We start from the raw sequence: 23,596 nt of genomic DNA, 5'->3' as shown, positions 1-23,596 counted from the left end.
CTTACCGTGCGTAGACGAGTTGGAAAAGGGGTTATGCAGCTTCGGCCAAACAGCGCTGAAGTATCTGAACGTATGCATCGGTTCCCTGCGCGCCGGTCAGAAGGTATTTGCCGCCGAAAACCATTGAAGGTACGCCTGAAATTCCTCGACTGGTCCAGAACTGTTGTTTCTGGCGGACGGGTGCTGCATGTGCGCCGGATGTCAGAGCCTGCTGCGCGGCGGTCCGGTCCAGGCCGACGGCTTCGGCGGTCTCCAGCAAAACCTCAATGTCCGAGACATCGCGTTGATCGGTGAAGTAGGCTTTGAACAATTCCATCTTCAGCGGATGCTGGCGGCCCTGTGTTTCGGCCCAGTCCAGCAACTGGTGCGCTGCAAATGTGTTAACCATTCTGCTGTCGTCGTGAAACCGGAAGTCAAAGCCCAGCTCGGCTCCGATCTGAGTCAGCCTGTCGCGCGCCTGTTGGCTTTGCTCTGCGGTCGAGCCGTATTTCTCGATAATATGTTCGCGCAGGTTCTGTCCCTCTGGAGGCATGGTGGGGTTCAGCTCGAACGGGTGCCACCTGAGCTGCGCCAGCACGTTTTCCTGTTGCAAGGCAAGATCGAGCTGCCGGAAACCAACGATACACCAAGGGCATACGACATCAGAAACGATATCGATTTGGATGATGGGGCGCTGATCTGGCGTGGTCATGGCTCGGCTCCGGGCGACGTCGGCAACAGGATATCTGTGGTACAGATATGAAAGCTGAAAAGGAATTCAATCCGGCGCGTTTTTGCCTCTTCACATCCCGTTCCGCACCGTCTATACGCGCCTCTACCAAGTCATGGGCAGTGCGGTCGTGGCGGAATTGGTAGACGCGCAGCGTTGAGGTCGCTGTGGGGTAACACCCGTGGAAGTTCGAGTCTTCTCGACCGCACCAACATTCACTACAAAAAAGATTTACTATCATTCGCTTGCGCGCGACTCGATGAACGTTTCCTCCCCATTTTGATCGCCATTGACGCACAAAGGCGGGTATTTTTTGGTTGCAAATACGCATATGGGGAAGCCAGTATCTACTTGCCAAGCGATGCGCACCCTGCAGGGGAGAAGAATTAAAGAGCGCAACTGCGCCGCGTGTCAGAGGCATCAACGTTGGAGCGGGGACGCTCGACGCACTTTGTGCACGGGGGTGTCTCGCCTCAAGCCCTGAGGCCCCAAACCTGGTCGCGGAATTGGCCCCGCGTTTTTTTCACCTTCGGGGCCGGGGCATCATCACTAAAATTCCAACTTCTCGGCTCCAACCAAAACGGAGACGAGAAAATGTTAAAACTTCTGACCGTTGAAGAGAAAGCTGCTGAGCTTTCCGTATCAACAGAGACCCTGCGCCGCTGGCGGCACGAAGGGCGCGGCCCGACCTACGTCCAGCACGCGAGCGTGATCCGGTATTTTCCCGAGCCGTCGCGCGAGGAAGCAGAAGCCAAGGCCAAAAGCGAATGAAGCGCAACACTGGTTACTTACGTCGTTACAATCAGGATCAGCCCAAAAAATTCAAAGATCGTTTCCATGCGACGCTGAAGGCGCCGTCTGTGGAAAATCAAGATTTCTTGAGATTGTGCCGTTCACAACCCAGTTATCTCCCGATCTTACTCGGCACCTGTTGCACTAACAATTCACACAAGAACATCGCTCACGGTCTCCCGAGCGACCGAGAAAAGTGTGTTGCCGATTGTCACGGCTGCGGCCAAGGCGATCCAATCACTGACGATCAGCCAAATAAAAAAGCCTCTTCAGATAGTTGCTACGTGTGCGGTTTTGTTCTGGCCATAGGGCAAGCTCCTCAACGGGAGCCGATCCAACATGAGAGGGTCTGAAAATGGCGTCAGATAAGGAAGCAAAAGCCGTACGAGCTGCCAAAAGGATTGCTAAGATCAAACTGATGGGCCGCGACCCCGAAACCATCACCGATCAAGAGATCATGGATACTTACCATCCGGGGCTGGCAGATACGATCATATCTAGTCAGATGAAGGCCCGAAAACTCACAGAAGATGAAGTAGCGCAAATCCACATTGAACAAGAAGATCGTTACTTAACAATGATGCGCCGCAAACTGAATGATGCCTTCAAGAATGTCGTTAATATCGACGCTACTAGGTACACGCCAGCCAAGTCCACTGAGCAGATCATAGCAGACAACATTTGGAAACCGTCAGATGTTCCCGAGCACGGTATCGATCGAATAATCGGTCCTTTTGCGGCTGCAGGGTTTGTAACTGTAATCGGCGCCCCGGGAGGGACTGGTAAATCTACCGCTATGGGCACCACGGCCGTGGGCATCGCTGCTGGGCAGCATATCGTTGGATGGGGTGTTAACCGCAAAGCGCGCGTCGCTTACCTGCAGGCGGAGGACAACACCGATATGGTTCGCAGAGCGCTTCGCGCGATCGCCCAGGAACACGCTGTCTTCGACAAAGACGTTGAAGAACGCCTGATGGTACTCGGGGCGGATCGGGTGCGCGAATGGCTTGGAAAGGAGACACAGGCACTGCAAGAGAGGAGAGAGGGCGGGGTGAAGATTAACCCGTCCTTCATGGGTAAACTTCGTGAAATGATCCAGCTCGGAGCTTTTGATGTGGTCGTAATCGATCCTTTGGCCGTTCTTTACGGCGGCGCAAAAGTGACCAACGAAGCTCAGAACCTACTAATTCGGGCGTTCGGTGATCTAGCGGAAGAACTTATGGTTTCGATTATCCTTGTAGTTCATATGAGGAAGCTCGACCCGAACAAAAAAGCCCATGTTTCTGATCTTAAGCATGGTGGCGAGTTAAGCGACGCGGCGCGTATAGTGTCGGTCATGAACCGCTTGACCAAAGCCGAGCAAGACGAATGGCGTGACCGGCAAGAGCACGATCCAAAAGACGTGGTCGAACTCAAAATAGGCAAATCCAACATCGGCCCCGACGGCATTCGCACATTCATGGCCAAGAAGGTGCAGCAAGTTACCTGTCAGGACGGTAGCGTTGAAGATGTTGTCGTCATGGTGCCAGCAATAAGGCCATTTGGGCGGCAAGAGCAGGCCGATTTCGATCTTTGGAAGGTGCTGCAGCCGATCCTTGATGAGCGGTTCATAGGTAAGCGTAAATCAACCCACGCTGATAGTCTAAAAGAGGTGGTCGATGAGATTGATGACGGGAATAAATACGACACCGAATTAGTCATCAAGGATATGTTTCAGCGGGAATGGATTACGGAGGTCAAAGAGAACCCCAAGAGTGCTACCAGCAGGACGAAGATCATAAGGATCATTGCTGGTTTAAATGCACCGGATTTGGGTTGAAATTGTACGGTACGAAAAGAGTTCCCTATATATTGTTCCCGTACCCGTACATCTCCGCTGATATTCTCTTGGGGTAGGGTAGTTCCGCAGGGCTACTCTACCCTAACTGCGTTTATATCGCGATTTGAATGGAGCCTCGGTGTAAGAGCTTTAAACTGCGATGCCGGTTCTAAAAAGCCGCTCCAAAAAAAAGGAATAGCGTGAACGGTCGATATGGCGGTTTTCATCAATTTCCGATCAGCGTGCTCGACCAAATTGGAGTAACTATCATCGAGCATTTCCCAGTGTGATACCCTAGATAACCATGACTTGTCGCTGCCCCAGACAAAAAGTTTTCAAGCGTGGCTAGCGCGCCCATTTACCCTGGTCCAAGAGGCCAACTTGCGTTTGTGCCTCAATCCACGCCCGAGTACCCAATCTACCATCCATGCGTGCCCATAGCGAAAGCAAAAACCTCTCATGATCTGGTTCTGGTACTAGCTTTGCCCAATTGCGAGTAAACTCACGCTCGACATCTTTGGGAACATTGTTCACTGCCTTGCGTGCTAGCCGCCGCCCCATCTTCAACATTCGGTTTCGTAAATTGGTCGCATTCACAGGAGGCAAGGCTTCTTGACGATTTGTTATGCAGCGCCCACCGGCGCCATGCATCCGGCATACGGTCCAGCCCGGCCTTCGGCAACGTCGGCATCTTTCGCCACTTCGTTTACTGGTCGCGGTACACTGCAGATCAGGGTACCGCGACGGTGAGAACCTAATTGTCAGCATATAGCGTCCAAGTTACCTAACCCGTGGAGAGAGGCTAAACTAGGATCCCAGCTTGTGCCAATAAACACTTTTTTGAGGGACTCTGTAAGGATCGCTTTAGAAAACAGGTAGTTCGCAAATGCTTGAGTGGCAGAGCAGACAATCTGCGACATTGTATAGAGATCTATTGTCCAAAGGTAATTTCGCGAACAGCTTGGTAGTAGTTTTGACAGACAGTCATGTCCTGCCAAAAGATTGAATTTTCGTCCGACTGACCGTGCGCAGCACGCTCTTTGAACTTCAGGTCCTGAAGCAGGTTCCCGACATAAATTACGCGCGGTTGTGCGAATTCTTTCAACGCCTTGTCCATTGAAACTTCGCTACGTACTGCAATTGCTGAAGCGCCAGCGATCATCATTGTACTCGCTTGTGAGGTGAAGGTTTCAGCCATGTGATTAAGTGCGGGGGTAGCCAAAGCATCCTTCGCGGCGCTGTAGTAGATGGCAGAGCAGCGTATTCCAAAATCTTCGACATATTGAAACGCTTCTGCCTGAGTAACGTTAGGTCTAGTCCAAACGCTATGGTCAACGATTTGGTTTAACGGCGTAATATCCTGAGCCAGCGCTTGAGTCGCCGAAGATGCGACGAGCGCGGCTATAACAAAAGTACTCTTCATAGCTAATCCTCATTATGTCGACGGATTGCGAAAGCCGTTGCGCCGACTTGGCGCTCAATATTCGACCTCGAAACTGTCCTTCGTTGGCGATCTAAGTCTCACGCGCTTGATGTGCTTTTTGTTTCCGGCCAAACCTTTGTTAAATCGTGCCAAAAATCGTTGGATTTTGGGTGAGCGATTGTCTGGCAACTAGCAGGCTGTTGTGTCTGATATTGGTACGCGCTACAAAAGCGGAGCATCAAGAGCCGGAGTTTCCGGCACCAACCTGCTTCTCCAGCAAGGTGGTAGCCCGTAGGGCGATGCGGCTGAAAAAGGCAACAAAAGGAGATAGCCGTGACCCAGCGTAAGATCGATGAAACCTTAGTCAGTCGCCGCAGTTTTGTTGCATGCGTCGCTGTAGTTCCAATGGTTGTCAGTTCGGTTGTGCAAGTATCAGGGGCAATAGCACCCACAGTGACTAGTGCAGGTAAATCAACCCAACTAGCAGTCGTTTTCAATGCGAACATGATGCAGAGTTGGGAGTGGTTTTTTGACCTTGCGCCAGCATTAGATGGCACTTTCACTTTGTTTAGTAAACAAGTGTACGAGATCCCTGACGATGAGCCTTGGTTAATAGACCCGCGAACCGGTTTACGCTCAGGACGAGACATTTATCATGCGCTGCAAGCAGAGATTGATCTTGTTGACGCTGGAATGTCGGAAGACATCGTCGAAAGCGCGCAAAAGGCTCTTGCAGAAATTGATCCAGTTCTCGCAGAAGAGTTTTTGGCGGAAGCTATCGAGTGGGGTTTGTGGGAGAGTGACTAATAGTGGCCACGTCAAGTGGAAAGGCGACCCCGGAATGCAAGAATTTATTGTACCTTCAAAAGTTCATTGAGACGCGCTTAAAACGCCAGTCACTTGGGCTGGAATTCCTCACTTTCACGGTGTGACTTTTGGGCTAAAAGGACTGTAGTATTTTGCTAAAATTGAGAGCGAAAATTGAGCATATCTTGGGGTGAGACCTACGCGATTGCGAAAGACTGGCAGACCTTAATAGCTGGCCTAATTGCGCTTTTGGCCGCGCTGCTTACGATCCGCGCAATGCGCCTGCAAGCCAAAGGCGACCAAGAACGACATCTAGATCTACTCGATCGAAAAGAGATGACCTCTCGGGCGCGCATGCCAGACGCGTTAAGCGGAATGGGCGAACATGTCAGGCGGATAGGTAGCTATTTGGCCGGGGAAGTCGCAGAGCTTCCTGACACACCCATTAATTCAATATCTGCACTGAAGGAGGTCATCGAGCATATCGACAACGATGCAGCGCAAAGGACATTTGAGCTGGTTTCCTGGTATCAGGTTTTGCGAGCGCGGGTTTCCAGCGATGCGGCAACGCTTCGTGAGGAAGAAACCTTGTACGATCTCGTATTGCTTCAAGCGTACGTAAACAGCTTGTATGACTACGCTAGAAACGAAAAGCCTAAAGGTCCAAACTCTGATCCGTCGGTCGAAGAGATGTCAAACGCAGTCAAAAATGCTTTCGATATCAGCTTTCGTTCGAAAAACGGAAAGACTTTTGACGATCTGCAGGAGCTGATTGAACGCCGTCATCCGAAGTCTTGAATTCCATTTGGACTTGTGAAGCTTGCTGTGACCGATACGTGCCTGCGTACTCAAGCGTGATGGTCTCGTCTTTTTGGTAAAGATCATGGAGTGACTTATGTTTGATCCGAAACTGGCTGCGGCGTTTGATCGCCGGTCTCGAAGTATCGGCATCTTCCATCTTGATGCCCGGATCATAGTAGACAGCTCCTCTCGCCAATGCCGTAAGCAGGAGCAGGACGTCAGTTCCCTCGCAAAGGTGCACAAGACCACCGTACGCGTACTTGGGTGGTGGAGATCGCATAAGCGAAGGCACATAGACAGCTTTCGCATGCTTTCGGTTCCAGTGTTCAATAATACCTTTGAAACCCCAAGACGCGGCGACACGGTCGAGCCGATCGATCAATAAGATAGCTCCGTTAACATCGGTCAGTTTGCCATTAACACTATCGAAACCGTCTAGAGCCAGTCTTAGTCCCGTTTCGCCATGAAAATCACGATCAACGGCATAAACGCCTCCAAAATTGATGCGATTTGCCTTCCCAGATTTATCCGCATAGCCGTACGACCGGAGGAATGCTTCGATGCCATCGTCGCGATAGACCCCACCTGTCGGTTCTGGTGTCATAAGCGTTACCGGGCTTTTCGGGGCATATTTTTCAAAGTCCCTAACGCCGTACTGCTTTACCTCCCAACCGAGAAAATCAGGTTCAGCATATCCGTTCGGAGAGATGCCCAATTGTGCTTCTAGGGTATAGCCGCCCCCGTTTCGAGCGCTATAGGGCCTACGCTTGCCGTCTGAGTCCATTTTTTGAGACGGGATCCAACCCAATTGGTGAATTCGCAACAACTCACTAAGCAGTGCTGCTTTAGGGTCCATACCGCCACGGCGTAAAGCCTGTAATTCGATAAACACGCCAGAGAGTTCGAGCTGGTCAGAAACTTTTTCCAGTGCCGCAGCAACTGGCATGTCCTGCGAAGCTACATGACCGATCACTCGACCGTCGGGTGTGACGCCGAAAAACAATATCCTTCCTTCGTCACGTGATCTCATTAAAGCAGCTGGAGCGCGTTCCGAGCCTCGAAGAAAGCCAGACATGCGAACTTCGGGGTACTTCGGATAGAGTATCAGCTGAGCGTCAGGTGCTTGAGACAAGCCCTGTTCATCTATCCAAAAGAAGTTCACTAACGCCTTCGCTCGGTCTCGGACTGAACCGGCACGACTACTATCATCTTGCAGGATCGGCCCATGCGGCAGGATGTTCAGCGCCCCGAAGCCACCACCAAGATAGACTTGATTTTTTGAATTGTCGTTTGGAGCGAGCCGTTTTGCATAAAACCTATTTGCTCCGTAATGCGCCATCTGATCCAAGAGGCGACTAATCGGTTCAGTCACTCCCGCGGCCCTCAATGCATAAGTTGTCTGCCGTAGAGGACAGCCACAAGGTCAAAGTGTCAATGATGTCAGAAAGCTCTCTTTTTCTGCGACCTTTCAAGGCACATTCCCAGACGATCGCTCTGCGCCAATTAGATTGTTCTAAATCTATCAATATCTTGGCATCACGCTCTTTATTGCCGCAAATCTTCTTTCGCCAGAACTCAGTCTTCGACTTTGGCCAGCGGAACATTGGGCAACCGTGACCATGCCAAAAACAACCATGCACGAATACTACTGCTCTGTACTTAGGAAAGACGAGATCCGGCTTCCCCGGTAATTTCTTATCATGCAGCCGGTAGCGCAATCCCCGCCCATGTATGGCGCGCCTAATTATCAATTCAGGTTTGGTATTAGTCGCGCGAATGGCCGCCATGTTTCGACTTCGCGTGGAGGGTGAATGGACGTCAGCCAACTTTCCTCAGTTTCTCTTTGTTCATCAGTTCCAACACGTGCGGACGCATAAGCCGCGCCACTTCCGCGAATACCGGTACTGCGACCGAGTTTCCAAATTGCTTGTAAGCTTGGGTGTCAGAGACTGGAATTCGGAAATCATCTCCAAAGCCCATTAAGCGAGCGCATTCCCTCGGCGTAAGTCGACGAGGGTTGTTTCCGTTTCCTCTGCTGACAAGAATTTCTGATCCGTCTTTGTAGTACCTTGCAGAGAGGGTTCTTGCAATGCTGTCACCATCGACGAGACCATACCCAAATCCGTTACCCTTTGCTTTGTGTTTGGCCGCATAATCTTGCAGGTACTTCCAGAGTTTATCGGTTAACGTGTATTTTTGGTTAACGCGAGCATCTTCGCCAAGAGTAAAGTGACCCTCTGGTTGCTCTGAACCATCTTCAGGATGAAGAACGTCCCTCATTCCTCGTCCTGCCTTTCCCGGTAACACAAGGTCTTCAAAGCTAAAATCAACCTCTTCTCGGAAGCCTACTATCACAATTCGTTCCCTGTGCTGTGGAACGAAATTTGCCGCATCGATCACACGAGGATCTGGTACATAATAGCCGAGTTCATCGCGTAGTTTACGCATTATCACTTCAAACGTACGACCCTTGTCATGACTTCGTAGGTTTTTCACGTTCTCCAGCAGGAACGCATCCGGTCTACGACGCTTTAGTATGCGCAGAACGTCGAAGAACAGAGTTCCTTGGGTTTCATCTTCGAAGCCATGCGCCCGACCAAGCGCGTTCTTCTTCGACACTCCAGCAATTGAGAATGGCTGACAGGGGAAACCTGCAACAAGTACGTTGTGGTCTGGGATATCCTCTAAGTCCACATTACGGATATCGCCCTCAATAGGCCGGTTGTCTGCAAAGTTAGCGTGGTAGGTCTGTTGAGCGAACTTGTCCCATTCCGAAGTAAATACGCACGTACCTCCCGCGCTCGACATCGCTTTGCGCAATCCCCCAATACCGGCAAACAGGTCGATGAAAGTGAACGAAGCGTTTTTCTCCGGCACCCGTTTTGCTTCAACTTGCATTTTCATTAGTTTGAGAACTGCGTCACGGGGCGTTTCTTCGCCGCGTTTCCATCGATAAATATGGCCTTCAGAGTAACCGAGGTTTTGTGCAGCGTCTGTGACTGTCCAGCCGCTAAGCTGCATCAACGTTTCGAATTCTGTCATTCTGCTCTTCCCTGCGTCCGCCCGCTCTGGGACGATTTTTGACATACTGTTATGAATAAACCCTTAACGCAAGAACGTTTATGCAACATTTTGTTGTTCTTCGACCCTTCGAGGGAATATCTAGGTGGTGGGCTTTCCGTCTGCTTTTGGAGGTCTACTCACCATTATTGGTACTTTGTTCGGGTTTCCTCACAAAAATGGATGTCTTTCGAAAAAGTTTTTCACCACATGATTTGTGATCTTAGCAAGTGTGCGTGAGGCCGACTGATGGCGATCGGATAGCGCGGCTAAGGTTGGGAGAAGACAAACTTCAGGCGAAAATTTCGGTCCGGATTGTCGGCGCGCCGCGCTCCGTTTCAATTTTGTGTTTTGAGGGGTATCCAGGGGGTGGGGTAACAGGGCAGGAGCGGCCTGTTCAGTGTCGACCATTTGCTTTGATGTGGCAATTCTAGAAAACTGTGAATTCATTGGCGCTAGAGGCGCCAAGTAACCCCGGAAACGCCTTCGAACGAATACATGTTCATGAACCGGAGCTAAGCTGCGATCCGGAATGATCCAAAGGCGCGCGGCCCTTGTTGCTCAGTTTGCGATGAGGTCCAAGATTTCCGGCGTTATGAGTTATAGCATTTTAGACCGATTATTGGGCAGATCGAAGTGTCGGTGTCTACTCCGATCCACAACAAAAAGCGCTCCAAGCTTGTATCAGCGGACGACGTTGTTCGAGTAAGTCAGAACGTTGATAGCTGCGTTGAACCTTTCCCCCGACTGCGTGATCGAGGCTTATTTCGGCTAGGGTCCAGTCTTGCTCGGTCTCAGCGCACCAGTCTCGGAAAGACGAACGAAATCCGTGTGGGCGGAATGGTATTTGTCGCCGTCGGAGAAGGGCAGTCATAGCCATGTCGCTGATTGGCGTACCCCGGTGCCCGCAAAACAAAAAGCCGTCTCTGGACAATGGCAGAGCGGCTTCGACAACTTCTATGGCTGCAGCAGACAGCGGAACTCGAAACTCCAAGCTCGATTTCATGTTTTCGGCTGGCACGACCCATGTGCTGCCATCGAATTGTTCGGCGCGTGCAAACCGAATTGGCGCGGATCGGCTGGCGGTGAGTATCAAAAGCTTAAGCGCTAGATCGACCGGGGAAGAGCCAAGACTGGCCATGAAGACTGGCACATCTACCCACGGCATCGCAGGAATGTGCTTGACTGTATGTCCTTGGCTGCCAAGAAGTAACTTCGCGTTGGCAACGATGGTAGCATCAATCTGCCCCGGGTAGGCCGCCGCCGCGTGGCGAACAACGATCCCGAGCCGATCGGCAGCCTTGCTCGCCGCGGATGTCTTCGAGCGCCAAATAGGTTCTAGTGCGTCACGGATCATTAGAGCGGTCAAATCGGCGACTTTAATGTGTCCAAGCCTCGGCAGAATGTGCATTCGCACTGGGCTTAGCCACCGTCCGGCCTCGCCGTCGCGCTTAAGATCGCCCTTTATCGCTTCAAAGGTTTGGGCCGTCATTTGCTCGACAGTCGGGATCTCACGCTTCCGAATTTCGTCCCCGCGTGCGATGCGGGTTTGAACTTCATTTCTAGCTAGCCGAGCCTCAGCCAGCGACGTAGATGGGTATGATCCCAGACTGATCTCTTGGCGCTTCTTGTTCCGCTGATAACGATAAAACCACAAGCGGCTTCCACCCCGTACATGAAGCGAGAGGCCGTTACCGTCGAAATGCCTCCCATCGGGCAGACTATTGATCCTAGACGCGATCAGGCCACGGTTCGTTCTGCTCCCCACAATTACTCCCCACATTTGATGTGTTCTGGCTTGTCCTCATGTGGCATAGAATGGCTGTAAATGTCTATTGAAATTAGGTAAATAATGGAAAATATTGCACTCTGTGGTTTGCTGTTGGATAAGTTCGAGTCTTCTCGACCGCACCAACTACTTCATGTCCGGCAGTTTCAATCACCTAATATTACGGTAGATGCAGCCTTCTGAAGTGCTTTGCAGGCGCCAAACGGCGCATTTGGGGAAGTAGGTGCTACGCGGTAAGAGTCGCGGTACCCAACAACTATCAAGATATCATCGGCAAGAAAGAAATCGTGCGGGGGCGGAACGCAGGATTTGGCTGAGGCTTTGGTTCAGCGGAAAGAGGATTTGCCTGAAAGCCTTAGGTAAGACGAATTTCGGGCTAAAATAGTTCGTCGAAAACGTTTTGGCTGGGTGGTGTCAACACTCGGCGCATGGTAGCCAGCGGCGAACCGTGAATAGCAACTCATACAGATCGTGTTCTTGTAAGCCGCCTTTCCAAAAGTAGCAGAATTGCTTAAAGGGAAAGGTAATCTTGGCTTGCCGGTAAGGGCTAATAAGTAAATGATAATCTCTCACAAATTCAAATTTATTTTTATTAAGACAGTCAAGACTGCGGGAACTTCTATCGAAGTCGATTTGAATAAAGTTCTGGGAGAGAGTGACGTTGCAACACCAATTTTTCCGGTCGTATCTGGTCACAAAGCGCAGAATTTTGAATTCAAGAAGTTTGGTATTTTTACTAAAAGATTTCGGAACCATATGGGCGCGGCCGACGTTAAGAAAATAGTAGGGAGCCGTACATTCAGCGACTATTTTGTTTTTTGCGTTGAACGAGAGCCATTGGATAAGTGCATAAGTCACTACAGCATGATTAAGAACAGCCCGGACCATAATTCCGGTAACGAGAATTTATCTTGGAATGACTATGTGGAAATGAAAAAGTTTCCTGTGGATACTGGAAAATACACAGACAAGCATGGCACCCTAATCGTCGATAAGATTTTGAAGTACGAAAACTTATCCGAAGAGTTAAGTGCAGTTGGAGAAATGCTTGGTTTTAACCTTGATTTAAAAGCAAAGGCAAAGGCCGGATTTCGTCAGGATATTGAAGTGTTGGAGCGCCATAAAAGAGCAATATATGATGCGTTCTCCAGCTCTAATCAGTTTACCGGGTATTCATTTTAAGTTGGTGATCAACGCATTTACCCCTTGCAACAATCAAGTATTCCCTTCGCGCAGAATACCACGGTAGATGCAGCCATCTGAGCTGGGCTGCCTATGGCAAGGAGCCTCTTTTAGGGTTGCAAGGGCTGCGCAGCGAGGGTTGCGGTACCCTGTGATCGTCGGGGCGCGGTGCGTTTTTTCCTTTTCTTCCGGCGAGCATCTGCAGCGCCCCAATGTAGGCGACCTGACACGTATCATGCTGTAGTTCGGCGATTACAATCTATTCTTGTCTGTGCGTGTAGGGTTGCACCAGTTCTGTTTGTATTGCCGATACCTCGATTTCGCATCTCGCGCATATTCGCGTGGATGTGTATGACGGGTGAAAGGATTGCTCGGGAAAGGTGCAAATGTCTCAGGCCGTTACCGTCTTCACAACTATGAAGAACGAAGGTCCCTATATGCTGGAATGGGTGGCATTCCACAAAAGCATCGGTGTTGACCACTTTCTGATCTTTACCAACAACTGTGAAGATGGCACGGACGACATCGCGCGCAGATTGCAAGACCTTGGACTTGCGACACATGTCCCGAATGAAGTGAAGGATGGCGGGAACCCTCAGCACCAGATGCTTTGGCGCGCGCGGCGCCAGCCCAGAGTGAAGGAATCTGGCTGGTTGCTTTGCATGGATGTTGATGAGTTCTGGAACATTAAGTGTGGCGACAACAGCTTTGGTGCGTTGATCGCCGAAGTTGAACAAAGAGCCGGTCAGCCAGTGGATGCAATTTCGTTCGCGTGGAAACTGTTTGGCAGCTCTGGCAACATCAGCTTTGAAGACAAGCCGGTGACCGAAGCCTTTCCAATGGGGGATCAGCCATTTCCCTATCATTCTGGCCGGGCCTCCGGTTTGAAGACGCTGTTTCGGAACAATGGGAAATTCAACCGATTTGGACCGCATCGCCCTAAAGGGTTCGACGAAGAGCAAGCCGCGGATATTGCGTGGTCTGACGCGGGTGGAAACCTGTTTCCAGCGGACAAGGTTGGCTGGCGGGCATGGCGCAAGTTCGACCATTCGCTGGGGCGCTTGCATCACTATTCGGTTCGGTCAATGGACGGTTTCTTGGTAAAACGCGACCGAGGGCGGACCAATCATATTCTGGTGGATCAGGGCCAATCCTATTGGCAGGACATGAACGTAAACAAGGAAATGGACCAGTCCATCCTGCCGACCGCGCGCCGCGCCGCGCCCTTGCTGGACGAGTTGAAGGCAGATGCCGAGCTCAAGCGCCTGCACGAGCAAGCCTGCGACTGGCATCGGGCGAAGGTCGCCGAAATCAAGATGCGGCCTGACTGGGTGAACTTTCGCGTTTGGCTGGCGGACAACCTGATATAACCGTCATGGCAGATGAACTTACCAAAGACCAATTGCAACCGGATCACCCCGATCGCAAGACGGGATATGAACGCATACTGACAGACCCCGCACCCCCTTGGTTTGTCGAGCTTTACCCCGGTGGTGATGGAACTGGATTTCTGGACAAGCTGGAAAGGCATTCCGTCCTCTTTCACCGGCGTTCGGCGTCTCAGTTGGTGGTCAGCTTCGACAACATTGCCAATGCCAACGACCTTTCATTCGCGCGCGAACCATGGGGGTGGAAGTTCTTTCGCGATGAAGGATGGTCCCATATGGGTGTCTTTGCGCGCACCAAGGCATGGTATCGGGATCCTGAGATCATCTCGTATTTTGAAGACAAGGCTGCCGCAGGGTTTTTTGACCAATACCAAAATGTCGTGTTCGCCGGAGCATCGATGGGAGGTTTCGGTGCCTTGACGTTCTCTAAGCTCGCACCCGGCTCGAACGTGGTTGCGTTCAACCCTCAGACCACGCTGGACGAAAGGTTGGTTCCTTGGGAAACCAGATACCGGTTTGGTCGGGTGCAGGATTGGGATTTGCCCTATGGCGATGCAGCGCAGACCGTTGGGGTCGCGCGCAGGGCATATGTTTTTTACGATCCCTATTTTGATCTGGACAAGCTGCAGGTTCAGCGTCTGCAAGGTGAGAATGTTGTCCTGCTCAAGACCTGGTTCTCGAACCACTTTGCGGCGCCGATGCTGCGCAAGCTGGATATCCTCAAGCCCGTCATGTTGGGGGCCATGAATGGCACGTTAGAGCCGGGTGACTACTACAAACTGATGCGCGCACGCCGACGTTTGCCCATGTATATGCGCGGAATTGAGGCGATGGGCGCAGACCGCCACCCTGTTCTGGTGCCGCAGGCACGCCAGAGGTTCCGTAGGTTGCGCCGAATGGCTATGGCGCAAGCTGAAAAGGACTCCTCATGAGTATCGACAAGGGGGTCTTTATCGGTCAGCGCAAGGACCGAATGGGCGCCCGGTTGCTGATGATGCTGACATGTATTCGCCTGGCCGAAGACTATGGCACTACCTACAAGGTGAACTGGTTTCCAAAGGGCGCGGATGCGCCGGAACTCGGCAATCCGGGCGAACTGTTCAGCAAGGGCTGGATGAACACGCATTTCCTGAACCCTCAGAAGTTTGACAAGCTGACACGGGATGCTGTGCCGGTTTGGTCTTTTCTGGGGGACAGCTCTCCGGACCGCTTGAAGGCGCACCTGGAATCCGGGCGCTCGGTTCTGGTTGAGGAAGGGTTTGAGGTTTTGGCCTTTCCTTGGGAAGATATTGAGGCGATCCGCCCAAGGTACCACGACTTTATTCACCGGATCGGGTTTACGGATGAAATTCGATCCATCATGGACCGCGCAGACAGTATGTTGTCGGGGCGGGGGGTGGCCGCATATCACATCCGTCGCGGCGATATTCTAAACGGGTTGCCGTGGAAGCATGCAACCTGGCCCGCCAAGATCGAGATTGAAGAGCTTTACGAGGCGCATCTCGACAAAAATGCGGGGCAGACCGCGATTATGTTTTCGGATCAGCCCGAGTTGATTGCACGGTTTCAAAAGCGATACCCGAATTTGTTGCAGATGTCGGATATCGCGGACCTGTCTGGCATGACGCGCGCGAAACGCGACTTTCTTGAGCTGTTCACAATGTCTCGGGCGGATCATGTTATCGCTCCGGTGATATCCGCCTTTTCGATGGCTGCTGCGCGGATTTCTGGGCAGCAACGAAAGGTGTTCCGAGATGTCTTGAGCGAGGGTGAGATCCATCAAGCCAACGAAGCTGCGATCGACAGGCTGAAAGGCGGGTTAGGTGGATTTTTGAACGTGTCTGAGGCGGCTCATATCTACGCCAAGCTGCTGTTTCACATCAACCGCCTAAACGGTGAGGATCGAACCGACGAGGCTGTCGAGATGGGTGAGAGCCTTTTGGAGGCTGGGGCTGACAATGCCTTCATGCCTCTGCTTCAGGCGTTAAACCTGTTTTATGGCGGCCAGTGGGATCGGGTTGTCGAGCTTACAGGCGTGGTGATGGACAACCCCCATGTTTGGCCCGAGGACTACGCGGTGTCCGGGGCGTTGAGGGCAGCAGCGCTGGGTGAGAAACGTAAGCGTTGGCAGGCAGGTCAAGCGTTCAGCCAGGCTTTTTGGGCCAAGTCCATTCGACCTGATGTTTTGGTCTTTGGATCTCGACTTCTGTATCGCGATCAGATTTCTCTGCGCCTGTTCCCCCCCGCTGACTGGTCTTTGCAAAAGGTGATCCGTCGGCCTCGTTTTAGTACTAATTTGCATGTAGCGCAGAGCAAAGTACTGAAGCGGCTCCCCTGTAACTTTGATTTTCTACTTTTGGACTGGTCAGAATTGTCTCTGGACCAAAAGGCGCGCAGGCTGTTGTCTGCTCCGTCCCGATTGGAGCAACTGCACATAGATCTCATGCGCATGACCGAGATCCCGGATCACGATCCGCGGGTTCAGAGTTTTTCTGCAAAACTGAGGGTGCACATGGGGGAAATGTCTACAGCGCAAGCTGTCGATATAACCCGCAAAGTCTTGGCCAAAGTTCCGGACAATCCCCTTTACCACAAGCGCCTGTCCGAATTTTATGCCGCCGAAGGCGATATAGGATCGGCGCGTCTGGCCATGGCGGATGCGCTGGCTTGCGACCCGAATAACCCGTTTTTGATTTTTGCGATGGGGCAGTTTCTTGAGCAAAACGATGCTGTTGAGCAGGGGCAGAACCAAATCCTTCAAGCCGCAGACATCGACAATGACACCGCAGCAATTCAGGGCGAGGCCGGTCGGCTTCTGCTGCAACGCGGAGAGAAAGAGAAGGCGCGCGTCTATTTGCAAAAGGCCCGAGACCTGTGCCCCAGTTTCAACCGATTTTCCAATCAACTGAAACGCGCGGGCGGTTGAAAAGGCTGGACTTCCCCTTGGTGGCTTTGACAAATGAACGTAATTTATTTCCAAAATCCAAACGAAACCTCTGGTAGTTCAGCGGTGACAAGAAACGAACAGAGCAGCAGCTTATGATCAGTGCAGACCCCACATATATCAGCGTAACCCCGATGAAGAATGAGGGGCCGTTTGTGCTGGAATGGGTCGCGCATAATCGGGCAATTGGCGTGGATCAGATCGTGGTGATGACCAATGACTGCACCGACGGCACAGACGCCTTGTTTCAGCGCTTGGACGAACGGGGGATCGTGACCCACATTGACAACAATTCGGGGCGGCAGGCCAGCCCGCAAAAACGCGCGTACAAAAAGTTCTTGAAGATGGAGATCGCCCGGCCGCAGGACTGGGTCATCGTTATCGATGCAGACGAACTTATCAATGTGAAAACCGGCGACAACACGCTGCGCGCGCTGACCGATGCAATACCGGATGCGAAAACCATTTCAATGACTTGGCGCCTGTTTGGAAACGCTGGGGTGGTTCGATACGAAGATCGATTCTTATCCGAACAATTTCGCCAAGCCGCGCAGGTCAGAATGCACCGTCCGCCCCAGGCTTGGGGTATGAAAACGATGTTCCAGCAGGGTTTGTGGGGAATGCTGGGCGTGCATAGACCCAAGCGCCCCACAGTTGAGACGATGGAGGAGTGTCACTGGTACAACGGCTCGGGCCAGCCGATGCCGGACCGCTATTTCACAAGCAGTTGGCGATCAGCACGGGACTCGGTGGGTTATGATCTGGTTCAGGTGAACCACTACGCGTTGAAGTCATGTGAAAGTTATCTGGTCAAGAAAATGCGTGGGCGTGCGCACCATCTGGGTGAAAGCCTTGGGATGGATTACTGGAATATGATGAACCAGAACGCCAAGACGGACACCTCGATCGACGCTGTGTTGGACCGGAAGCGCGACCACTACTACGAATTGCTGTCAGACACGGAAACCGCGCGCCTGCACCACATGTCCTGCGATCTGCACCGACAGCAAATCGCGACCCTGCGCGACGACCCTGAAATGCAGGACTTAATGCAAAAAATGACTGCGGGCTTCGCGGCCAGTCAGACAGAATGACTGTCAATTTATCACGAACAGGAGCCCGCTAATGCTTTGGCTGCACTTGGGGATGCCGAAAACCGGTTCGACGGCGCTTCAGGGTTTTCTTAGGAAAAATGGCCCTGCTTTGTCGGACGTTGGCCTCCACTACATGGAGGCTGGCCGCCGCCGTCTGGAAGGTAGTTCTCGTTTGGCGAGCAGTCACAACATTATTGCTTTTCACATCAACCAGACCAATCAGCCGATGGACCCGTTCCGCGCGTCCATGACCAGCGAGTTTGACGCGCATTCTGATCAAACATGCCTTGTTTCGTCAGAGATGTTCTATGGGTGTGATCTCAACAGGTTGGCCGAGGTTTTCGCTGACATCCCGGCGCGCGAGATGAAGATCACGTTTTACTGCCGTCGCTATTCGGATTTTTTTGAGGCCGATTACAAACAGCGGGCCAAGAACGGGCGTTTGGCGAACGGTGGCTCAAGCTACATTAAATCGCAGCTATCGCAGATTGAGCAGCAGCCCTCGAAACTAAGTTTTTCGGCCAAAACAGCCCAGATTCGCGAGGCATTTCCCGGTGTGACCGTTGTGCCGCTGTTGTATGATCGTTCGGAAATGATCCGCGGAAGCGTGGAGAGTGATTTTCTGTCCCGGATCGGCGTATCGGCGCCTGACGACCTATTGAACGACAAACTGTCAAATCCGTCGCAATCACGCGCAGCAAGCGAGGCATTTGGCATCGTTGCACGCGCATTAGGGCGAAAGAAAGGCCGTCAGTTAAGGCGGATGTCAGTTTCGGACCCGGTCATGTTGCGCCGCTACGACGTATTGGAGCCTGACGAAAGGGCATGGCTGGATGACTTAATGGCCCAAGAGGACGTGGCCTTTCAGAAGGAATTCTTCCCCGATCGCCCTCGATTGTTCAATCCGGTCGGGCTGAGTGCTGAGGATGCCCGATTCCGCAGGGATACACCCGAGGAATACGAAGCATTTCGCAAAGCGTCCGAAATCGTGTTCCGAATGGCTTTGGAAGGTTAGGCTCTGACTATTCGATCACAATTTCCTGCCGCTGACGGCCTGTTGTTTTGTCAAAGATCAGTATTCGGTTGTCATCAGTGACCACGGCGTACCAGTTACTACCGATTGTCACCGCTTGCGCTTTCGCGCCGTCCGGCAGTTCAACCTGATCGGGCAGGGTAGGGGTTCGATCAGTTAGCCGGATGACAATCAGGGCGAATGTCACTAGAACGCCGCCAATCATCACCGCGGTCAGCAGCATGACCATCCGCCGCAACAATCTGATCTGCGGCGTTTCCAGCGGTTCTTGGGGTTCGGAAGGGACAGTCATGGGCACTCGCCAGATTGAATTTAACATCGCGGCTGATCCGCCGTCACGCCTTGATAAGGCGCTTTCGCGTGATGTGCCAGCCGAGGAAAGCCTTTCGCGCACCCGATTGGCGCGTTTGATCGAAGACGGTGCTGTTCTGATTGACGGTACTCAGGTCACGGACCCGAAGGCCAAGGTCACAGAAGGGGCGGTGGTCACAGTCACCGTCGCAGAAGCCGAAGACAGCCATATCGAGCCCGAAGATATTCCCTTGGATGTTGTATACGAGGATGACGATCTGATCGTCATCAATAAACCGGCGGGGATGGTGGTTCATCCGGCGCCGGGGTCTCCGAGCGGGACGCTTGTGAACGCGCTGCTGCATCATTGCGGATCGGATTTGTCTGGCGTCGGCGGTGTAAAGCGCCCCGGCATTGTTCACCGAATAGATAAAGAAACCAGCGGCTTGCTGGTCGTTGCTAAATCAGATGCAGCGCATCACGGTTTGGCCGCCCAGTTTGAGGCGCATGCGGTCGAAAGGTACTACCGCGCCATCTGTTACGGTGTGCCAGACGCGAATGAACCCAGATTACGCGGGTTCAAAGGGGTTAGTTTTGAGCCCGGAAACGTCATGCGTCTGACCACGCAACTAGCCCGCCACAAGACGGACCGGCAACGGCAGGCCGTGTTGTTTCATGGTGGCAGGCACGCGGTGACACGGGCACGCGTCGTTGAGACCTTTGGCTCTCCTGCGGGGCTGGCTTTGATCGAATGCTGGCTGGAAACGGGTCGCACGCATCAAATCCGGGTCCATATGGCGCATGCGGGGCATGGTCTGGTCGGCGACCCGGTCTATGGTGGCAAACGGAAGCTGGCTGCAAAAGCCTTTCTTCCAGAAACCGCCGAGGCGGTGCGCGCCTTTCCCAGACAGGCGCTTCACGCCGCTGTTTTGGGTTTTGAGCACCCGGTCACAGGCGAATCCATGCGGTTTGAAGCAAATTTGCCCAAAGACATGGAAAATCTGATTGATCGACTTCGCGCGCCACTGTCATAATGTGCAAACCATTGTGAGTAACGCGTTCTTATCTTTCCTTTATCGATCGTTAATTCCAAACTGTTAACGGTACCTCTTGAATGGATCGGGATGACCTCCCATATCCTATGTTAACGAATTAAACATTTGTCGGAGGGACATGAAACATGGCAAATTACGCAAATCTCCCCGCGCCGACGCCGGAAGGCGGACTGAACCGCTATATGCAGGAAATTCGCAAGTTTCCTCTGCTGGAGCCGGAAGAAGAATACATGCTCGCCAAGCGTTGGGTGGAGGAGCAAGATACTGAATCTGCGCATAAAATGGTCACATCGCACCTGCGACTGGCGGCCAAGATCGCTATGGGCTATCGCGGCTATGGCTTGCCGCAGGCCGAAGTGATCTCTGAGGCCAATGTGGGCCTGATGCAGGCGGTCAAGCGGTTTGACCCGGAAAAGGGCTTCCGTCTGGCGACCTATGCGATGTGGTGGATTCGCGCTTCGATCCAGGAATATATCCTGCGGTCCTGGTCTCTGGTGAAGCTGGGCACGACCTCGGCGCAGAAAAAACTGTTTTTCAACCTGCGCAAGGCCAAAGCCCGTATAGGCGCGTTGGAGGAGGGCGACTTGCGCCCCGAAAACGTGACGCAGATCGCCAATGATCTGGGCGTGACCGAAGAAGAAGTGATCAGCATGAACCGCCGGATGTCCGGTGGCGATGCCTCGCTCAACGCGACGGTTGGGTCCGAGGGCGAAGGCACTATGCAGTGGCAGGATTGGCTTGAGGATGAGGATGCCGACCAAGCTGGCGACTATGAGGCGCGGGATGAGCTGGACGCACGGCGCGAACTGCTGGCCGCTGCCTTGGAAGTTCTGAATGACCGTGAGAAGGACATTCTGACCCAGCGCCGTCTGATGGATCAGGTTGTCACGCTGGAAGAGCTGAGCACGCAGTACAACGTCAGCCGCGAACGCATTCGTCAGATTGAGGTGCGCGCGTTTGAAAAGCTGCAGAAAAAGATGCGCGATCTCGCGCGTGAAAAGGGAATGTTGGGTACGGTGTAAACCACCCCAATTCTGGTAAAGCCCGCCGAAACCGGCGGGCTTTTTTTGTTACTGGGCAAGCTGTTGCCTGAACACGCGCACCATGTTTTCGCCCATTACCTTGCGGATTTGATCCTCGGTCAATCCCTCGGTCAAAAGCGCCGAGGTCAGGGCCGCCAGTTCGGATGTGTCAAACGCGGTCTCGACTGACCCGTCATAATCTGACCCAAGCGAAACATGGTCTTCGCCAACCGTTTCGACGGCGGCCTTGATCATCTTGGCGATGCCGGTTGGCGTGATGTCCCCACAGGTGACGTCCGCCCAATATCCCATGCCGATGACACCCCCGGTGGCCGCAATCTCCAGCATCAGATCGTCAGGATAGTTCCGTTTGACGGGGCAGAACCCATGCAACCCACCGTGGCTGACGATCAGGGGCACGTCTGTCATCGCGATCACGTCCCGCGCGACCTGCGGGCTGGAATGCGCAAGGTCGATCACCACGGGCATCGCCGCCAGCTCTGCCACAACCTCGCGCCCGAAATCAGACAGTCCGGTATTTGTCTGACCGTGAAGTGAAGAGCCCAGTTCGTTGTCGAAAAAGTGGTGCAGCCCGAATACCCGATGCCCGGCGTCAAAAATCTCTTTCAGATTGGTCAGGTCACCTTCCAATGGGTGACCACCTTCGATGCCCAGAATGCCGCCCACGATTGGCTTGCCTTCGGCGCGCGCCTCAAGCACGTCTTCCAGATCACCGCGTGTTTTGACGACTTTGAGCTGACCGTTGGACGCGGCCTCGAACTGGTGGAGCTTTTCTGCCTGATAGATTGCGCGCTCTTTCAGACTGTTCCAGGTACGCAGCGGCCACAACTGACCGACGGCCAGAAGGGTGATGTTGTCAAACGAGTCCGCGGAGTTGGCTTCGTAGTTCTGACCCGCCGGGGATTTCGTCACAGCGGTGAAAACCTGCAGGGCCACGTTTCCTTCGATAAGGCGCGGGATGTCGACCTGTCCGCGCGTGCCACGCTCGGTCAGGTCCCGGCTCCACAGCAAAGGGTCGGCGTGAAGATCGCCGACGATGAGGGTCTCGTGCAATGCGGCGGCATCATCCGTTACGTCGTAAGGGTCGTGCGCGATGACACTGTTGCGTTCTGCTTCGATGTAGGGTGGCAGAAATACGAAGAAAACCAACGCCCCCACTATCACCGTGACGGCGATCAGGATACCGACCCATTTCAAAAATTTGCGCATTTGCTCTCCCTCTCTTTATTGCCGGATAGGTTACGGAGAATGCCTGCCGAGAAAAGCCTGACTTAGCGTCCACTGGTTGATAAAGAGGTTTGGATACGCAGCGAAAGGCCGCGTTTGGGTTGGGAGGAGACACATGCAAAAACCTGTTCAATGGGGCGTTTTGGGCGCCGCCAACTTTGCGCGTCGCCATATGGCTCCGGCGATCCATGCAGCGAACGGGGCGCGCTTGGCGGGGCTTGCCACGTCGAGCCCGGAAAAGGCCGAGCCGTTTCAAGCGTTTTGCCCTGATTTGAAAATCTATGATGACTATGAGGCGTTGCTGGGTGATCCGAACATCGAAGCGGTCTATATCCCGCTGCCCAATCATCTGCATGTGGAATGGAGCCTGAAGGCGCTTGAAGCTGGAAAGCATGTGTTGTGCGAAAAGCCGATGACGATGCAGGCCGCTGAATTCGATACGTTGATCGCCAAGCGTGACCAAACAGGGTTGCTGGCGGCAGAGGCGTATATGATCGTGCATCACCCGCAATGGCAGTTCACGCGCAAACTCATTGCGGACGGCGCGATCGGGAAGCTGGCGCATGTGACCGGCGCATTCAGTTTCGACAATCGCGCCGACACAGGAAATATCCGAAATCGGGCCGAGACAGGCGGCGGTGGCCTACGCGATATCGGCGTTTACGTGATCGGAAGCGCTCGGTTTGCGACGGGGCAGGAGCCCGTCTCGGTGCAATCCGCGATCCGTTGGGAAGACGGTATTGATGCCTTCACGGAAATTCGCGCGCAGTTCCCGGGTTTCACCTATTCCAGCTATGTCTCCATCCGAATGCACCCACACCAAGAGATGGTATTTCATGGCGAAGGCGGGGTCATACGGCTGACCGCCCCGTTCAACGCGCGGGTATTTGGCGAGGCGCGTGTGGAATTGCATCGCCCCGGTCTTGAAGTGCAGGTCACGCGCTTTCCCGGGGATGACCACTATAAGCTGCAGGTCGAAGCGTTCAGCCGATCGGTACGTGACGGTGCCGACTACCCATGCCCACTTGAATTCTCGCGCGGCACGCAAGTGGTAATCGACCGCGTTTTCGAGGGCGCGGAACCCCTCTGACTTGCACGCCGCTGCCTGAGTGGACTAACCTGCCGGGTACCGGATCAGG

The 23,596-nt window shown here is 53.1% G+C and carries 21 protein-coding genes, 1 tRNA gene and 1 riboswitch; of the genes, 14 read left to right on the top strand and 8 right to left on the bottom strand.

What is annotated here, in order from left to right; genetic code table 11:
• Positions 1-31: 31 nt before the first annotated feature.
• Positions 32-691, bottom strand: coding sequence for a DsbA family oxidoreductase (locus tag ACR0LH_RS06210; RefSeq protein WP_480720125.1), 660 nt, complete (start codon positions 689-691; stop codon positions 32-34).
• A 142-nt stretch (positions 692-833) separates the two neighbouring features.
• Here ACR0LH_RS06210 and ACR0LH_RS06205 point away from each other — a divergent pair.
• The 3 genes from ACR0LH_RS06205 (at position 834) to ACR0LH_RS06195 (ending at position 3,320) form a co-directional block, all read left to right on the top strand.
• Positions 834-920 (top strand) — tRNA-Leu (locus ACR0LH_RS06205).
• Positions 921-1,303: 383 nt separating this feature from the next.
• A complete protein-coding gene (locus tag ACR0LH_RS06200; protein ID WP_170652705.1) occupies positions 1,304-1,480 on the top strand; it encodes a MerR family transcriptional regulator in 177 nt (58 codons plus the stop codon).
• A 376-nt stretch (positions 1,481-1,856) separates the two neighbouring features.
• On the top strand, positions 1,857-3,320 hold the full coding sequence (locus ACR0LH_RS06195; protein WP_170652707.1) for an AAA family ATPase: 1,464 nt from the start codon (positions 1,857-1,859) through the stop codon (positions 3,318-3,320).
• A 931-nt stretch (positions 3,321-4,251) separates the two neighbouring features.
• Here the strand turns inward: ACR0LH_RS06195 and ACR0LH_RS06190 are convergent.
• Positions 4,252-4,743 carry a hypothetical protein gene (locus ACR0LH_RS06190; RefSeq protein ID WP_170815376.1) on the bottom strand — a complete coding sequence of 164 codons (492 nt, stop codon included), beginning with the start codon at positions 4,741-4,743 and terminating at the stop codon, positions 4,252-4,254.
• A 230-nt stretch (positions 4,744-4,973) separates the two neighbouring features.
• Positions 4,974-5,075, top strand: a riboswitch (SAM-I-IV-variant riboswitch).
• A gap of 1 nt (position 5,076) precedes the next feature.
• Between ACR0LH_RS06190 and ACR0LH_RS06185 the strand changes: the two genes are divergently transcribed.
• Together ACR0LH_RS06185 and ACR0LH_RS06180 are read left to right on the top strand one after the other, a co-directional pair.
• Entirely contained in the window at positions 5,077-5,550 is a 474-nt protein-coding gene (locus ACR0LH_RS06185; RefSeq protein ID WP_170652709.1) for a hypothetical protein, read from the top strand.
• 174 nt (positions 5,551-5,724) lie between these two features.
• Positions 5,725-6,348, top strand: coding sequence for a hypothetical protein (locus ACR0LH_RS06180; RefSeq protein ID WP_480720122.1), 624 nt, complete (start codon positions 5,725-5,727; stop codon positions 6,346-6,348).
• Here the strand turns inward: ACR0LH_RS06180 and ACR0LH_RS06175 are convergent.
• The 4 genes from ACR0LH_RS06175 to ACR0LH_RS06160 all read right to left on the bottom strand — a co-directional run bounded on the left by ACR0LH_RS06175 (position 6,272) and on the right by ACR0LH_RS06160 (position 11,194).
• The gene (locus ACR0LH_RS06175; RefSeq protein WP_480720121.1) at positions 6,272-7,723 is read right to left on the bottom strand and encodes an MvaI/BcnI family restriction endonuclease; all 1,452 of its coding nucleotides are present in this window, start codon (positions 7,721-7,723) and stop codon (positions 6,272-6,274) included. The genes ACR0LH_RS06180 and ACR0LH_RS06175 overlap by 77 nt on opposite strands.
• Positions 7,716-8,138 carry a very short patch repair endonuclease gene (locus ACR0LH_RS06170; RefSeq protein ID WP_480720120.1) on the bottom strand — a complete coding sequence of 141 codons (423 nt, stop codon included), beginning with the start codon at positions 8,136-8,138 and terminating at the stop codon, positions 7,716-7,718. Before ACR0LH_RS06170 ends, ACR0LH_RS06175 begins: the two co-directional genes overlap by 8 nt.
• A 31-nt stretch (positions 8,139-8,169) precedes the next feature.
• Entirely contained in the window at positions 8,170-9,393 is a 1,224-nt protein-coding gene (gene dcm, locus ACR0LH_RS06165; RefSeq protein WP_170652714.1) for a DNA (cytosine-5-)-methyltransferase, read from the bottom strand.
• A 664-nt stretch (positions 9,394-10,057) separates the two neighbouring features.
• Positions 10,058-11,194: a tyrosine-type recombinase/integrase gene (locus tag ACR0LH_RS06160; protein WP_480720118.1), complete on the bottom strand. Its 1,137-nt coding sequence runs from the start codon at positions 11,192-11,194 to the stop codon at positions 10,058-10,060.
• A gap of 564 nt (positions 11,195-11,758) precedes the next feature.
• Between ACR0LH_RS06160 and ACR0LH_RS06155 the strand changes: the two genes are divergently transcribed.
• From ACR0LH_RS06155 to ACR0LH_RS06130, 6 genes are all read left to right on the top strand, one after another.
• On the top strand, positions 11,759-12,382 hold the full coding sequence (locus ACR0LH_RS06155) for a hypothetical protein (RefSeq protein ID WP_480720116.1): 624 nt from the start codon (positions 11,759-11,761) through the stop codon (positions 12,380-12,382).
• Positions 12,383-12,768: 386 nt separating this feature from the next.
• Entirely contained in the window at positions 12,769-13,752 is a 984-nt protein-coding gene (locus ACR0LH_RS06150; protein WP_170482539.1) for a glycosyltransferase family 2 protein, read from the top strand.
• Positions 13,753-13,757: 5 nt separating this feature from the next.
• Entirely contained in the window at positions 13,758-14,702 is a 945-nt protein-coding gene (locus ACR0LH_RS06145) for a hypothetical protein (RefSeq protein WP_480720114.1), read from the top strand.
• Positions 14,699-16,696, top strand: a complete 1,998-nt coding sequence (locus ACR0LH_RS06140) for a hypothetical protein (protein WP_480720113.1) — start codon at positions 14,699-14,701, stop codon at positions 16,694-16,696. The genes ACR0LH_RS06145 and ACR0LH_RS06140 overlap by 4 nt, the downstream gene beginning before the upstream one ends.
• 113 nt (positions 16,697-16,809) lie before the next feature.
• Complete coding sequence (locus ACR0LH_RS06135) at positions 16,810-17,808, top strand: glycosyltransferase family 2 protein (RefSeq protein WP_480720112.1); 999 nt, start codon at positions 16,810-16,812, stop codon at positions 17,806-17,808.
• Between the two features lie 31 nt (positions 17,809-17,839).
• Positions 17,840-18,823 carry a hypothetical protein gene (locus tag ACR0LH_RS06130; RefSeq protein ID WP_480720111.1) on the top strand — a complete coding sequence of 328 codons (984 nt, stop codon included), beginning with the start codon at positions 17,840-17,842 and terminating at the stop codon, positions 18,821-18,823.
• 7 nt (positions 18,824-18,830) lie between these two features.
• Here ACR0LH_RS06130 and ACR0LH_RS06125 read toward each other — a convergent pair whose 3' ends face one another.
• Positions 18,831-19,133: a DUF6476 family protein gene (locus tag ACR0LH_RS06125; protein ID WP_170383774.1), complete on the bottom strand. Its 303-nt coding sequence runs from the start codon at positions 19,131-19,133 to the stop codon at positions 18,831-18,833.
• Here ACR0LH_RS06125 and ACR0LH_RS06120 point away from each other — a divergent pair.
• Both ACR0LH_RS06120 and rpoH read left to right on the top strand, forming a co-directional pair.
• Positions 19,132-20,166: an RluA family pseudouridine synthase gene (locus ACR0LH_RS06120; RefSeq protein ID WP_480720110.1), complete on the top strand. Its 1,035-nt coding sequence runs from the start codon at positions 19,132-19,134 to the stop codon at positions 20,164-20,166. The two genes, ACR0LH_RS06125 and ACR0LH_RS06120, sit on opposite strands and share 2 nt — an antisense overlap.
• 146 nt (positions 20,167-20,312) lie before the next feature.
• Positions 20,313-21,209 (top strand): RNA polymerase sigma factor RpoH, encoded by an 897-nt coding sequence (rpoH, locus tag ACR0LH_RS06115; protein WP_170416859.1) that lies wholly within the window; start codon positions 20,313-20,315, stop codon positions 21,207-21,209.
• A gap of 48 nt (positions 21,210-21,257) precedes the next feature.
• On the opposite strand, the gene ACR0LH_RS06110 is transcribed toward rpoH, so the two are convergent.
• The gene (locus tag ACR0LH_RS06110) at positions 21,258-22,439 is read right to left on the bottom strand and encodes a dipeptidase (RefSeq protein WP_480720109.1); all 1,182 of its coding nucleotides are present in this window, start codon (positions 22,437-22,439) and stop codon (positions 21,258-21,260) included.
• A gap of 133 nt (positions 22,440-22,572) precedes the next feature.
• Here ACR0LH_RS06110 and ACR0LH_RS06105 point away from each other — a divergent pair, with 133 nt between their 5' ends.
• The gene (locus tag ACR0LH_RS06105) at positions 22,573-23,547 is read left to right on the top strand and encodes a Gfo/Idh/MocA family protein (protein WP_480720107.1); all 975 of its coding nucleotides are present in this window, start codon (positions 22,573-22,575) and stop codon (positions 23,545-23,547) included.
• The last annotated feature ends 49 nt before the right edge of the window (positions 23,548-23,596 follow it).

It is taken from the genome of Ruegeria sp. CL6 (assembly GCF_056536465.1).
The sequence above is the reverse complement of the archived record's forward strand: the minus strand, read 5'-3'. Positions and strand labels throughout refer to the sequence as shown.

What these genes read in the sequence shown, in the direction of transcription:
- ACR0LH_RS06120 (WP_480720110.1), top strand. Translation starts at nt 19,132, where the DNA reads ATGGGCACTCGCCAGATTGAATTTAACATCGCGGCTGATCCGCCGTCA.
- ACR0LH_RS06135 (WP_480720112.1), top strand. Translation starts at nt 16,810, where the DNA reads ATGATCAGTGCAGACCCCACATATATCAGCGTAACCCCGATGAAGAAT.
- ACR0LH_RS06190 (WP_170815376.1), bottom strand. Translation starts at nt 4,743, where the DNA reads ATGAAGAGTACTTTTGTTATAGCCGCGCTCGTCGCATCTTCGGCGACT.
- ACR0LH_RS06140 (WP_480720113.1), top strand. Translation starts at nt 14,699, where the DNA reads ATGAGTATCGACAAGGGGGTCTTTATCGGTCAGCGCAAGGACCGAATG.
- dcm (WP_170652714.1), bottom strand. Translation starts at nt 9,393, where the DNA reads ATGACAGAATTCGAAACGTTGATGCAGCTTAGCGGCTGGACAGTCACA.
- ACR0LH_RS06105 (WP_480720107.1), top strand. Translation starts at nt 22,573, where the DNA reads ATGCAAAAACCTGTTCAATGGGGCGTTTTGGGCGCCGCCAACTTTGCG.
- ACR0LH_RS06195 (WP_170652707.1), top strand. Translation starts at nt 1,857, where the DNA reads ATGGCGTCAGATAAGGAAGCAAAAGCCGTACGAGCTGCCAAAAGGATT.
- ACR0LH_RS06170 (WP_480720120.1), bottom strand. Translation starts at nt 8,138, where the DNA reads ATGGCGGCCATTCGCGCGACTAATACCAAACCTGAATTGATAATTAGG.
- ACR0LH_RS06160 (WP_480720118.1), bottom strand. Translation starts at nt 11,194, where the DNA reads ATGTGGGGAGTAATTGTGGGGAGCAGAACGAACCGTGGCCTGATCGCG.
- ACR0LH_RS06110 (WP_480720109.1), bottom strand. Translation starts at nt 22,439, where the DNA reads ATGCGCAAATTTTTGAAATGGGTCGGTATCCTGATCGCCGTCACGGTG.
- ACR0LH_RS06130 (WP_480720111.1), top strand. Translation starts at nt 17,840, where the DNA reads ATGCTTTGGCTGCACTTGGGGATGCCGAAAACCGGTTCGACGGCGCTT.
- ACR0LH_RS06125 (WP_170383774.1), bottom strand. Translation starts at nt 19,133, where the DNA reads ATGACTGTCCCTTCCGAACCCCAAGAACCGCTGGAAACGCCGCAGATC.
- ACR0LH_RS06200 (WP_170652705.1), top strand. Translation starts at nt 1,304, where the DNA reads ATGTTAAAACTTCTGACCGTTGAAGAGAAAGCTGCTGAGCTTTCCGTA.
- ACR0LH_RS06210 (WP_480720125.1), bottom strand. Translation starts at nt 691, where the DNA reads ATGACCACGCCAGATCAGCGCCCCATCATCCAAATCGATATCGTTTCT.
- ACR0LH_RS06150 (WP_170482539.1), top strand. Translation starts at nt 12,769, where the DNA reads ATGTCTCAGGCCGTTACCGTCTTCACAACTATGAAGAACGAAGGTCCC.
- rpoH (WP_170416859.1), top strand. Translation starts at nt 20,313, where the DNA reads ATGGCAAATTACGCAAATCTCCCCGCGCCGACGCCGGAAGGCGGACTG.
- ACR0LH_RS06155 (WP_480720116.1), top strand. Translation starts at nt 11,759, where the DNA reads ATGATAATCTCTCACAAATTCAAATTTATTTTTATTAAGACAGTCAAG.
- ACR0LH_RS06145 (WP_480720114.1), top strand. Translation starts at nt 13,758, where the DNA reads ATGGCAGATGAACTTACCAAAGACCAATTGCAACCGGATCACCCCGAT.